Origin of the sequence: Streptomyces sp. V4I2 (genome assembly GCF_030817655.1) — a bacterium.
Taxonomy (GTDB): domain Bacteria; phylum Actinomycetota; class Actinomycetes; order Streptomycetales; family Streptomycetaceae; genus Streptomyces; species Streptomyces plumbiresistens.
Genome location: NZ_JAUSZM010000003.1, coordinates 8,184,941 through 8,197,289 on the forward strand (window position 1 = coordinate 8,184,941; position 12,349 = coordinate 8,197,289).

Below are 12,349 nucleotides of genomic sequence, written 5' to 3' on the forward strand. Positions count from 1 at the left end.
CACGTCACGCGGTGGCCCCCGTCCGGTCCGCCGTACGCCGCCGCCGTTGCTCCACCGGGTCCGGCACCGGCACCGCGGCGATGAGCCGGCGCGTGTACTCCGTCTCCGGACGCAGCAGCGTGGTCATGGTCGGCCCCTGCTCCTCGATCCGGCCGGCCCGCATGACGACGACCCGCTGTGCGAACTCCTGCACCACAGCCAGGTCGTGCGACACGAACAGGCAGGCGAAGCCCAGCTCCCGCTGCAACTCGGCGATCACCTCCAGGACCGTCCGCTGCACGCTCACGTCGAGCGCGCTCGTCGGCTCGTCCGCCACCAGCAGTCGCGGCCGCAGTACCAGCGCCCGGGCGAGACTCACCCGCTGCCGCTGGCCGCCGGACAGCTCACGCGGCCCCCGCCCCGCCAACTCCCTCGGCAGCCGCACCAGTTCGAGGACCTCCGCGATCCGCTCCCGCCGCTCGGCCGCCGACATGCCCCGCCGGTGCATCCGCAGCGGCTCGGCGACACACTCGGCCACGCTCATCCGCGCGTCCAGCGAGGCCACCGGATCCTGGAGCACCAGACCGACCCCAGCCAGCAGGGCCCGTCGCGCGCGGCCCCGGGCCCTGTTCAGGTCGGTGCCGAAGAGGGACACCGAGCCGTCGTCCGGCACCACCAGCCCCAGCGCCGCCCGGGCCGCCGTCGACTTGCCGGACCCGGACTCGCCCACCAGCCCGACGGTCTCGCCGGGATGGACATCGAGCGACACCCCCTCAAGGGCCCGTACAGCTCCTCGGCCCCGCCCGAACCGCACGGAGACATCGCGGAGTCGGACCACCGCGGGTTCCTCGGGGGGCCCTGACGGGGGCGGGCCCTCGCCGCTGAGCATCAGGCGCGGCACGGCCGCCAGCAGCCGCCGCGTGTACTCGTGCGTCGGCCGCAGCAGCACCTCCTCCACCGGCCCCGTCTCCACGACCTCGCCCCGCAGCATCACGGCCACCCGGTCGGCGAAGTCGGCGACCACACCCATGTTGTGCGTGACCAGCAGCACGCCGGTGCCCGAGTCGACCGCCAACTCCCGCAGCAGGTCCAGGATCTCGGCCTGCACGGTGACGTCGAGCGCGGTCGTCGGCTCGTCCGCGATCAGCAGGCCCGGCGAGTTGGCGATCGCCATGGCGATGACGACCCGCTGCCGCTGCCCGCCCGACAGCTGGAACGGGAACGCGGACGCCCGCCGCTCCGGCTCGGGAATACCGACCCTGCGCAGCAGCTCGACCGCCTCACGGGCGGCCTCCGCGCGGGAGACGGGACGGTGATTGCGTACGACTTCCGCTATCTGTCTGCCGATCCGGGTCAGCGGATCCAGCGCGGTGGCCGGCTCCTGGAACACCATCGACGCGGTCCGGCCGCGCAGCCGGGCCAGCTCCGCCTCGCCGGCCGCCACCACGTCCGTACCGTCGACCGTCACCCGCCCCGACGCCCGCGCGTTGCCCGGCAGCAGCCCCAGCGCGGCGAGCGCCACGGTGGACTTGCCGGACCCGGACTCGCCGACCAGCGCCAGCGTCTCGCCGGGCCGGACGTGCAGGGACACGTCCCGTACGGCGGGCACGTCACCCGTGTCCGTCGTGAACGTGACCCCGAGGTCCGCCATCTCCAGGATGTTCAGCCCCTTCAGCCCCTTCATCATCGGCCCCTCACGTCGAAGGCGTCCCGCAGTCCGTCGCCGATGGCGTTGAACGCGCACACGACGAGGATGATCGCGAGGCCCGGCGGCACGATCAGCCACCAGCGCCCGGAGTACGCCGCCGTCAGACCGGCCGACAGCATGCCGCCCCAGTCCGTCGACGGCGGCTGTACGCCCAGGCCCAGATACGACACGTACGCGACGAGCAGGATCGCGTCGGCGACCTGGAAGGTGGCCGCGACCACGATCGTCGACACCGAGTTCGGCAGGATGTGCCGGACGATCGCCCGCCCGTGCGTGCCGCCGGTCGCGCGCAGGGTCAGCACGTAGTCCCGGTTCTTGAGCGTCAGCGTCTCCGCCCGCACCAGCCGGGAGGGCACCAGCCACGACACCAGGCCGAGGATCACGATCAGCCCGAGCGGGCCCGGCGAGGTGATCGCGGAGACGACCAGCAGGATGAACAGCGCGGGGATCGCGATCCCGGCGTCCACCACCCGCATCATCACCGCGTCCACCCAGCCGCCCGCGTATCCCGCGACCGCACCCCACAGCGTCCCGATGACGGTCGCGAGCAGCCCGGCGGCCAGCCCGACGAGGAGCGAGATCTTCCCCCCGTACATGAGCCGCCCGAGCTCGTCGTGCCCCACGGCATCGGTGCCGAGCCAATGGGTCCCGCTGGGCGGGAGGTTGACCTGGGTGAGGTCGGTGTGGGTCTGGTCGGTGGAGTAGAGGAGCGGGCCCACGAAACAGAAAAACAGGAAGAGGGCAACGACCAGAACTCCGGCGACTGCCAACTTGTTGCGCGCGAAGCGAGCAATGAGGGGCGCGGGACGGCGTCGATTTGCGGCTCCGCCGCGGGGCGCGACCAGCCCCCACCGCCCCGCACTTCGAAAACGACCTCCTTGCGCGGCACTCACGCCCGACCCCCCTTCACCCGCGGATCGACAACCCGCTGCACGACATCCGCAACCAACGTGCCCACAACCGTCGCCACGGAGATGACCAGCACGCACCCGAGCAGCACCGGATAGTCGGAGGACTGTGCGGCGGACCAGAACAGCAGCCCCATGCCGGGGTAGTTGAAGAGCTGCTCGACAACGAGCGCACCGCCGAACAGCACGGGCACGTAGTAGCCGAGCATCGCGATCACGGGGGTGAGGGAGTTGCGGAAGACGTGCCTGAAGAGGATCGCGCCCTGCCGTGAGCCCCCGGCCCGTGCCGTGCGGACGTAGTCCTCGGAGAGGTTCTCCAGCGTCGCGGCCCGCATGTACCGGCTGAACACGGCGATCATGGACGCGGCCCCCGTGACGACCGGCAGCACGAGCGCCGCCGGATCCGCGAACACCTGGGCCAGGGTGTCCCCTTGGGGTGCCTGGGAGGGGAACCAGCGCAGCGTCTGGGTGAAGAGCAGCACCAGGATCAGGCCCAGGAAGTACACGGGCGTCGAGTACGCCACGAAGCTCAGCGTGGTGATGACGTAGTCGGCCGGCTTGTTGCGGCGCACCGCCTGCCACATGCCGAGCGGGACCGCCAGCAGCAGCCCGACCAGCGCGGACAGCACGGTCAGCACCAGGGTCTTCGGCAGGCGTTGCTCGATGAGCCGCAAGACCGCCTCGTTGAGCGTGTACGAGGTGCCGAGGTCGCCGTGCAGCAGCGTGTTCAGGTAGTAGACGTACTGGACGGGCAGCGGGCGGTCCAGGCCCTGTTCGTGGTTGAACGCGGCGATCTGCTCGCCCGTCGCCTGCGGGCCGAGGATCCCGCGCGCGGGACCCCCGGGCAGCGCGTGCAGCAGACAGAAGACCACGATCGTGACGATCAGGATCACGGCCAGGGCCTGGAGGACCCGCCGGGTGAGGTACAGGAGCGTGTCGGTCGTGTCCATGGGCTTCAGCTGGTCCACTTCCACTGCGCGGGGTGGAAGTTGGCGAGCGAGTCCTGGGAGAAGCCGCCGAGACCGTTCCTGACGACCGAGACCTGGTAGACGGGCTCCGGCAGCCAGATCACCGGCAGGTCCTTCGCGAGGGCCGCGCTGTAGCCCTGGATCGCCTCGTTCGAACTCGACGTCGTGGACGCGGAGATGAGCTTGTCGACCTCGGGGTTGGAGTAGTTGCCGAAGTTGGAGCCGCCCTTGGTCTGGAACAGCGAGTCGCCGGTCGGGAAGGCGTTGAAGTACCAGCTGCCCGCCGTACCGAAGAAGGACAGCTGCCATGTGCAGATCGACTGGCCGGAGGTGCACTGCGGGGTCTGCGACAGCACCGAGTTGACTGGCGCGGTCTTGATGGCGAACTTGATGCCGGTCTTCGCGAGCGAGGACTGGATCGCGCTCATCATGTTGTCGGTGACGGTCGATCCGGACTGCGAGAGCACCTGCATCGCGAACTTCGTGCCCCCGGCAACGCCTTCACCGCACTGGGACGCGCCGCTGCCGGGGCTGGTGCAGGTCATCACCCCGCCCTGCTCGGTCCAGCCGTGGTCGGTCAGCAGCTGCCGCGCCGCCGAGGTCGAGAACGGATACGGATCGCTCTTCTGCACGGACGACAGGAAGTCCGACGCCTGCCCCTGCGGGATGGGCCCGTAGCCGGGCACCGCCGTGCCGTTGAAGACGACCTTCGCCAAGGTGGTCTGGTCGATCGACCGCTGGACCGCCTGCCGGGCGTAGAGCTGCTTGAACACCGCGCCCATCGCCGGGTTGTTGAAGTTGTACGGCATGTAGGTGATGGCCCAGCCCGACCACGGCTTCACGGTGTAGCCCTGCGCGGTGAAGCTGTCCTTCTGGTCGAGGTCGGTCGCCTCGATGTAGCCGTAGTCGACGCTGCCGGAACGCAGCGCGTTCTTCTCGGCGTCCGCCGTGGTGAACGGCAGCAGGTTCACGGTCGGGATGGCCGGCTTCTCGCCGCCGTCGTACTTCTTGTTGGCGGTGAGCACCACCTTGCCGGCGGTGGAGAAGGACTTGACCGCGTAGGGGCCGCTGATGGTCTGCCAGAGGGCGTTCTTCTCGTAACCGGCGATGTTCTTCGCCGCGTCGTTGAGGAACGTCCACACCTGCTTGGCGTCGCCGCCCTTGTCCCAGACGTGCTGCGGCAGCGGCGTGATCTGGTTCAGCTCGTTCGCCAGCATCCACTGGGGGTTGTAGGACCGGTCGAAGGTGATCGTGAAGTGACGGGCGTCCTCGGTCTTGAAGGACGTCCAGTTGTCCGGGGCCTTGCCCGGGTTGTAACCCGCCCACTGGGCCTTGTTCGCCTTGATGAGGTCGAACCAGAACTGGACGTCCCGGGAGGTGATCGGCTTCCCGTCGCTCCAGTGCCGGTCGCCGAGGGTGATGCGGACGCTCTTGCCGTCGGCGGCGAAGTCGGCGGCCGTGGCGACCGAACCGGCCTTGTTCCAGGCGATCTTGCCGGTCGAGCCGTCGTACGCGACGAGCGGCTCCCACAGGGAGTCCGCGATGGACTTGTTGTTGGTGTTCAGGTGGGCCGCCGTGCCGATCGGCAGAATCCAGTTCGGCGTGAAGTTCGCGGGCAGCGCGTAGTTGATGGAGTCCTTCGACGCGGACGACGCGTCGCTCGTCCCGGAGCAGCCGGCGAGCAGCAGTGTGCCCGCCATCAGGGCGGCGGCACCGGCGACGAGCCTCGTGCGAGCAGGGGACATGACTCTCCTCAGGGACCAGAAGCGGGGTGCAGCCAGTGAACGGCCCCTGTGTTGGAAGAAACAGACGTGCCGCTGTAAAAAGCCTGTTTCTGCTGTTCTGGAAAAACCCGGGAGGGGCGCGAACTGTCCTACGCTCGGCCCTCGGTGGCCGATGACGGGAGTAACTTCGTCCATGACTGAAAAAAGCGCGCCGCGCCGAAAAGGCGTGGTGGGGGCCTCCTCACTGACCGAGCGCGTCCTCGAACTCCTCGCCTCCGGGCAGGCGACCACGCGCACCGAACTCGCCGCGCTGCTCGGCGCCGCACCGTCGACGGTCTCCTTCGCGGTGGGCCAGTTGATGACCCACGGCCTGGTCGCCGAGGTGGGCACGCTGTCCTCGACCGGCGGACGCCCGCGCAAGGTACTGCGGCTCGGCGGCAGCGACGGATACGCCGTGGCGGCCGAACTCGGCGGTATGCACGCCCACGTGGGCGTCGTCCACCCCGGCGGCGGCCTCACCGACGTCTCCACCGTGCCGTTCGCGACGGCCGACGGGCCCGAGGCGGCGCTGCCCGGACTGACCGACACCCTCGAAGGCCTCGCCGACCGGCACGGCCGGGGCCTGCTGCGCGGCGTCGGCCTCTCCCTGCCGGGACCGGTGGACGTCGACTCCGGCGTGGTCACCCTGCCGTCCCGGATGCCCGGCTGGAACCGCTTCCCCGTACGGGACTGGCTGGAGGACCGCTTCGGTGTCCCGGCGGCCGTCGAGAACGACGCCAACTGCATGGCCGTCGGCGAGCACACCGTGCAGCCCGCCGAGCGCCGCCAGTCGATCATGGTGAAGTCCGGCACGGCGATCGGTGCCGGCGTCATCGCCGACGGCCGCCTCTACCGGGGCGGCTCCGGCGCCGCCGGCGAGATCACCCACGTCCGGGTCGAGGCCGCCCAGGACACGCCCTGCTCCTGCGGCAACACCGGCTGCCTGGAGACCGTCGCCTCCGGTGCCGCCCTGGTACGCATCCTGCGCGAGCGCGGCCTCGACGTGACGTCCACCGAGGACGTCGTACGGCTCTCCCGCGACGCCGACCCCGAGGCGACCCGCGCGGTCCGCCAGGCCGGCCGCTACCTCGGCATGGTGCTCGCCGCGAACGTCCAGTTCTTCAATCCCGACGCCGTGTACCTCGGCGGCATCCTCTCCACCCTGGAGCCCTTCGTCGCCGCCGTGCGCAGCCAGCTCTACGAGGGCTGCCATCCCCTCGTCACCGAGCACCTGGTCATCGAGCGGGCCAGCCTCGGCGCCGACGCCGGGCTGGTCGGCGCGGGGCAGTTCGCGCTGCAGCGGGCGCTGGCGCAGGCGCTGGAGGCGGTCACCGGCGCGCACCTCTCCCCGGCCGGCACCGCCCACCTTTCACCTGGTGGCAACCACTCCTCATCTCCCGGCAACCACACCCGGGCCGGAGACCGTCACCCTTGACCTTCCACCGACGTCTGGAGCACCCGTGCCGGAATCCCGCCCCGTCATCGCCGTCGCCGGACTCGGCATCGAGTCCTCGACCTTCTCGCCCGCACGCACCGATGCCGCCGCCTTCCACCCCCGGCGCGGCGCGGACGTCCTGACGCGGTACCCCTTCCTCGCCCCCGGGCAGCCCCTGCGCGCCGCCGCGGACTGGCGCGGCGCCCTGGTCGGCAAGGCCCTGCCCGGCGGTACGGTGACGAGCACCGCGTACGCCGAACTGGCCGCCGAGCTCCTCAACAGCCTCAGCGACCTGGGTCCCGTCGACGGCCTCTGGTACGACATCCACGGCGCGATGACGGTGGAGGGACTGGACGACGCCGAGGCCCAGCTCCTGCACCGCATCCGGGAAGTCGTCGGCCCGCGCGTCCTCGTGTCGACCTCCATGGACCTGCACGGCAACGTCTCCCGTGAACTCGTCCACCAGAGCGATCTGATCACGTGCTACCGCACGGCCCCGCACGAGGACGCCATGGAGACCAAGGAGCGTGCGGCCCGCAACCTCGTCGACCTCCTCACGAGCGGCGCGCCCCGGCCCGCCAAGGCCTGGATCCCGGTGCCGGTGCTGCTGGCGGGAGAACAGACCTCGACCCGGATCGAGCCCGCGAAGAGCGTGTACGCGGCCGTGGACGAGGTGGCGGCGGCGGACGGCGTGACGGACGCGGCGATCTGGGTCGGCTACGCATGGGCGGACGAGCCGCGCAACCGGGCCGCGGTGGTCGTCACGGGCCCCTCGCCGAACGCCGTCGCCGCCGGCGCGGAGCGGCTGGCCGGCGGCTTCTGGAAGGCCCGCCACACCTTCGACTTCGTCGCGCCGACGGCCACCCTGGACGAGTGCCTGGACGCCGCCCTCGCCTCCACCGCCCGCCCCTACTTCGTCAGCGACACCGGCGACAATCCGACGGCGGGCGGCGCCGGGGACGTCACCTGGGGCCTCCGCCAGGTCCTGGAACGCCCGGAGTTCAAGGACCCGTCCGGCCCCACGGTCATCTACGCCTCCCTGCCCGGACCGCGCGCCGTCGACACGGCGGTCTCGGCCGGCGTCGGCGCGACCGTCACGGTCACCGCCGGCGCGGAGGTCGACGACCGGCACGCCGGCCCGCTCACCCTCACCGGCGAGGTCCACGCCGTCCGGCACGGCGACCAGGACGCGGAGACCGAGGTCGTGCTGCGGGTGGGCGGCGTGCACGTGATCCTGACCCGGCTGAGGAAGCCGTACCACCACGAACACGACTTCACCGACCTGGAGTTGGATCCGAGGGCCGCCGACGTCGTGATCGTGAAGATCGGCTATCTGGAGCCCGAGCTGTTCGCCATGGCCGCCGACTGGAAGATGGCGCTCACCCCGGGCGGCGTCGACCAGGAGCTGACCCGCCTCGGCCACCGCCGTATCCCCCGCCCCCTGTTCCCCTTCGACCCGGAGATGCCCGACCCGGACCTCACGGCCCGCCTCATCGCCCCCTCGAACAAGCCGCTCACCGGCCCGGACGAGTGAGTTCGGAGCCGCCTTCGGCTCGGCGATCAGCAGGTCCCGGCTCGACCCGCGTTCGCGCGCGTCGCACAGCAGTACCGGGACCTGGTCCGGCGACGCCGGGGACTCCCGTGTCTGTTGGGGTGGGTACGGGCGACCGCCCGGCTCATCGCCCCTGGAACAGGGCGCTCACCGGCCTGGACGAGTGAGCTGGGAGCCGCCTTCGGCTTCGGCTATCAGGCGGTCCAGCAGGGCGATCAGTACGTCTCGGCTCGATCCGCGCTCGCGTGCGTCGCACAGCAGTACCGGGACGTGGTCCGGCAGTGCCAGGGACTCCCGGATCTCCTCGGGCGGGTACGGGTGCCGCCCGTGGAAGCCGTTGACGCCGACGACGAACGGGATGCCCCGGCGCTCGAAGAAGTCGACCGCGGCGAAGCTCGATTCGGGTCTGCGTACGTCGATCAGCACCACCGCGCCCAGCGCGCCGACGGCCAGGTCGTTCCACATGAACCAGAACCGCTGCTGCCCCGGGGTGCCGAACAGATACAGCACCAGCCGGTCGCTGATGGTGATCCGGCCGAAGTCCAGGGCCACGGTCGTGGCCGCCTTCTCCTCGATGCCGGCGAGGTCGTCGACGCCCAGGCCCGCCTCGGTGAGCCGTTCCTCGGTGCGCAGCGGGGCGATCTCGCTGACCGAACCGACCATCGTGGTCTTGCCGACCCCGAACCCTCCGGCGATCAGTATCTTGACGGTGTCGGGCGCGACGGGCGCCTCGGACGCCGCGGGTGCCGCCCGGGCGGCGGGATCAGAGCCGGCCAAGGCCGTCCCTCACTTTCTGCAGCAGGTCCAGGTCCAGTTCCGGGGTGCGGGCGACGGGGTGCGGCGGACGGGCGGTGATCAGGCCGGCCTCCAGCAGATCGCAGAGCATGATGACGACCACGCTCACCGGGAGGTCCAGCCGCGCGGCCAGCTCCGCCACCGCGAGCGGCCGCGCGCACCGGCGCAGGATCCGCGCCTGCTCGGGCTGCGGCCGGGGAGCCCGCTCCGGCGGCGGGTCCACCGCGGTCACCGTCGTGATGAGGGTGAAGTCGGCGCGGCTGGGCCGGGTCCGTCCGCCGGTCAGGGCGAAGGGCCGTACCAGCCGTCCCGCCGCGTCGCTTCCGCTCACCTCACTCGCCGGTGGCGGTCGTTGGGCCCACATGCGCCCGCGGCGCCGCGCTCAGGTGCTCGCCGATCTTCTTCACCAGCAGGTTCATCTGGTACGCCACCACACCGACGTCCGCTTTCGGTCCCGTCAGCACGACGAGGTGCGCGCCGGGTCCGGCGGAGGTGAGGATCAGGTAGCTGTTGGCCATCTCGATGAGCGCCTGGCGCACCGGGCCGCCCCGGAAGTCCATACTGACGCCCTTGCTGAGGCTCATCAGCCCGGACGCGGTCGCCGCCAGCCGTTCGGCGTCGTCGCGCACGAACCCGGTGGACCTGCTGACGACCAGGCCGTCCTCGGAGAGCACCACGGCGTGGTTCACGTCGGCGACCCGGTCCACGAGTCCGGTGAGCAACTGGTCGAGCTGGGTGTCCGTGGCGGGGGTGGGGCGTGTCATGGCGATGTCCTTCATGAGCGGTCGGTGTGCGGGGCCGGGGTGCCGGCCGGTGATGGTGGCGTCTGCTCGTCCTCGTCCTCGTCCTCGTCCTTGTCCTTGTCCTCGTTCTCGCCCTCGCCCTCGCCCTCGCCGTCGTCCTCGTCCTCGCCGTCGTTCTCGTCCTCATCCCGCGCCCGGAACGTTCCGCGCTGGAATCCGGCGAGCGAGGAGGCGGCGCGTTCCGCGGTGAAGTCGTCGAGGTCGTCCTCCACGGCGGGCGCGGCCTCCTCGCGGAGTTCGTCGACCAGGCTGGTCTGCGGCACCCGGCGGGGCAGCGGGGCGAGTCCGTCGGACCGGGCGGCGCCGGCCGCGGCGGGGGCGGTCCGTGCGGCGGACAGGGGCCGGGCCGTGCGGGAAGGCGGCCCGGCCTTCACCAGCTCGGAGTCCGGCACGTCCGGCACATTCCGTACGTCCTTCGCGTCCGTCGCTCCGTCCTTACCCGCGTCGGCCGGCTCCCGCACCACGATGTCGTGCGGGATCAGCACGATCGCCGTCGTCCCGCCGTACGGCGAGGGGCGCAGGGTGACGGTGATGCCGTGCCGGTGGGCGAGCCGGGAGATCACGAACATGCCAAGCCTCAGGTCGTCCGCCAGCGCCACCACGTCGAACTTCGACGGCCCGGCCAACTGGGCGTTGAGCAAGGCGTAGTCGTCCTCGGACATGCCCAGGCCCCGGTCCTCGACCTCGACGGCCAGACCCTTCGCCACCATCGCGGCCCGCACCCCGACGGGGCTGGGCGCGGGCGAGTACACGGTGGCGTTGTCGATGAGCTCGGCCAGCAGATGGATCACGTCCGCCACCGCGGGCGGGGCGAGGCACACCTCCTCGTCGGTGTGCACCTCCACCCGCCGGTACTCGGCGACCTCGCCGACCGCGCTGCGCAGGATGTCGGCCAGCGCCACCGGTTCGGTCCAGCTGCGCCGCGGCTGCTCGCCGCTGATGATGACGAGGTTCTCCTCGTAGCGGCGCAACTGGCTGGCCGTGGAGTCCAGTTCGTACAGCCCCTTGAGGACGTCGGGGTCCTGGTGCTCGCGTTCCAGCGCGTCCAGCTGGCTGAGCTGGAGGTTGACCAGGTTCTGGCTCTGCCGGGCGATGCCCAGGATCACCTTCTGGAAGCCGCGCCGGGTGTCGGCGAGTTCGACGGCGGTCACCACGGCGGTGCGCTGCGCGGTGTTGAACGCCTGGGCCACCTGCCCGAGTTCGTCCGAGCCGTAGTCCAGCGGGGGCGCCGCCAGGTCCACGTCGACGGTCTCGCCCCGCTCCAGCCGCCGGACCACGTCGGGCAGCCGTTCCTCGGCCAGGCCGAGCGTTGCCTGCCTCAGGCCGCGCAGCCGCCGGGACAGGGAACGGGTGATCCGCCAGGACATGCCGGCGCACAGCAGCAGGGCGACCAGTCCGCCCGCGCTCAGGGAGGCCGCCGTCAGCAGCAGGCCGTCGGCCTTGTCGGCGCTGCGGGTGAGCAGTCCGGAGGTCTGCTGCCGGATCAGGACGCCGTACCGGTCGGAGACCTTCTGCAGGGCGGTGGTCCACTGCTTCTGCGCGGCGACGGGCAGGTCGACCCTGCGGGCGTCGCCGGCCGGCCGGGCCGCGAGCACCTTGTCCTCGACGGTCTGCAGGGTCTGCCACTCGGCGCTCTGCAGGATCCGTTCGGTCTGGGTCTTCGTGTTGCCGCGCAGGGAGGGGAGGATCTCGTCCTCGACGACCCAGCGGCGGGTGCTCACCATCCGGGCGAACTCGGTCCATGTCTTCTCGTCGACGTACCCGTCCGGCCAGGCCAGGGTGAGCAGCGCGTCCTCCTGGGAGACCAGCTCCGCCGCGTGCTCCAGCGCGACCAGCGGGCCGGCCTGCGAGGTGAGGTCGCCGTCGTCGACCTGGGAGAGCTCCTGGAAGGCGTGGATCTGGTCGTCGATGATCGAGGTGTACTGGTCCAGCGCCTGCTCGGCGGTGATGTCGCGGGGGTCGTCGATCTGACTCCGGTAGTACTCCAGGCTGCCGACCGACCCGACGACCGAGTACAGCCGGTCCGCGATGCGGGCGGGGGCCCGCCGGAGCTGGTCCGAGTGGCCGACGAGCTGGGTGACCGCCGCGTCCGTCTCCTTGCGCGCCCGGTCCAGGGCGGCCCGGGCGCCGGGCTGTGAGGCCAGCCAGGCGGCCGACAGACCGCGTTCCTGTTGCAGCGCGAGCGTGGCGTCGGTGCCCATGGCGCCGGTCGACCTGCTCAGCTCCGTCTGCGAACGCAGCCCGAGGCCCTCGGAGAACATCTGCGTCGTCGTCAGAGCCCACACGGCGGCGAGAGTGACGCTCGGGACCAGCGCCAGGAGGATGAGGGAGAGACGTATGGATCCGAGGCGGCGGCGCCGGGCACCTGTCCGTCGAGACATGGCCGTCCTTGGGCGATCGGCGGAAAACGGGGGAGGGGGCGGGGCCTGCGGGCGGCC

10 protein-coding genes are annotated in these 12,349 nt (G+C 71.4%); 2 read left to right on the plus strand and 8 right to left on the minus strand.

Features of this window, described 5'->3' with window-relative positions; all coding sequences use genetic code 11:
- Positions 1–4: 4 nt before the first annotated feature.
- Genes QFZ76_RS38425 through QFZ76_RS38440 form a run of 4 tightly spaced genes read right to left on the minus strand, consistent with a single transcriptional unit; the run spans position 5 to position 5,308 of the window.
- Complete coding sequence (locus QFZ76_RS38425; RefSeq protein WP_307677984.1) at positions 5–1,666, minus strand: ABC transporter ATP-binding protein; 1,662 nt, start codon at positions 1,664–1,666, stop codon at positions 5–7.
- On the minus strand, positions 1,663–2,532 hold the full coding sequence (locus tag QFZ76_RS38430; RefSeq protein ID WP_373464557.1) for an ABC transporter permease: 870 nt from the start codon (positions 2,530–2,532) through the stop codon (positions 1,663–1,665). The genes QFZ76_RS38425 and QFZ76_RS38430 overlap by 4 nt, the downstream gene beginning before the upstream one ends.
- Before the next feature lie 44 nt (positions 2,533–2,576).
- Complete coding sequence (locus tag QFZ76_RS38435; RefSeq protein ID WP_307677985.1) at positions 2,577–3,545, minus strand: ABC transporter permease; 969 nt, start codon at positions 3,543–3,545, stop codon at positions 2,577–2,579.
- A 5-nt stretch (positions 3,546–3,550) separates the two neighbouring features.
- A complete protein-coding gene (locus QFZ76_RS38440) occupies positions 3,551–5,308 on the minus strand; it encodes a peptide ABC transporter substrate-binding protein (RefSeq protein ID WP_307677986.1) in 1,758 nt (585 codons plus the stop codon).
- A gap of 172 nt (positions 5,309–5,480) precedes the next feature.
- On the opposite strand from QFZ76_RS38440, the gene QFZ76_RS38445 reads away from it, so the two are divergent.
- Both QFZ76_RS38445 and QFZ76_RS38450 read left to right on the plus strand, forming a co-directional pair.
- Entirely contained in the window at positions 5,481–6,761 is a 1,281-nt protein-coding gene (locus QFZ76_RS38445; protein ID WP_307677987.1) for an ROK family transcriptional regulator, read from the plus strand.
- Between the two features lie 25 nt (positions 6,762–6,786).
- Positions 6,787–8,295, plus strand: coding sequence for a M81 family metallopeptidase (locus tag QFZ76_RS38450; RefSeq protein ID WP_307677988.1), 1,509 nt, complete (start codon positions 6,787–6,789; stop codon positions 8,293–8,295).
- Between the two features lie 165 nt (positions 8,296–8,460).
- Here the strand turns inward: QFZ76_RS38450 and QFZ76_RS38460 are convergent, their stop codons facing one another.
- Genes QFZ76_RS38460 through QFZ76_RS38475 form a run of 4 tightly spaced genes read right to left on the minus strand, consistent with a single transcriptional unit; the run spans position 8,461 to position 12,292 of the window.
- Complete coding sequence (locus QFZ76_RS38460; RefSeq protein ID WP_307677989.1) at positions 8,461–9,090, minus strand: ATP/GTP-binding protein; 630 nt, start codon at positions 9,088–9,090, stop codon at positions 8,461–8,463.
- A complete protein-coding gene (locus QFZ76_RS38465; protein ID WP_266432314.1) occupies positions 9,077–9,439 on the minus strand; it encodes a DUF742 domain-containing protein in 363 nt (120 codons plus the stop codon). The genes QFZ76_RS38460 and QFZ76_RS38465 overlap by 14 nt, the downstream gene beginning before the upstream one ends.
- A 1-nt stretch (position 9,440) precedes the next feature.
- A complete protein-coding gene (locus tag QFZ76_RS38470; RefSeq protein WP_266432313.1) occupies positions 9,441–9,872 on the minus strand; it encodes a roadblock/LC7 domain-containing protein in 432 nt (143 codons plus the stop codon).
- 11 nt (positions 9,873–9,883) lie between these two features.
- On the minus strand, positions 9,884–12,292 hold the full coding sequence (locus QFZ76_RS38475; RefSeq protein WP_307677990.1) for a nitrate- and nitrite sensing domain-containing protein: 2,409 nt from the start codon (positions 12,290–12,292) through the stop codon (positions 9,884–9,886).
- Between the last annotated feature and the right edge of the window lie 57 nt (positions 12,293–12,349).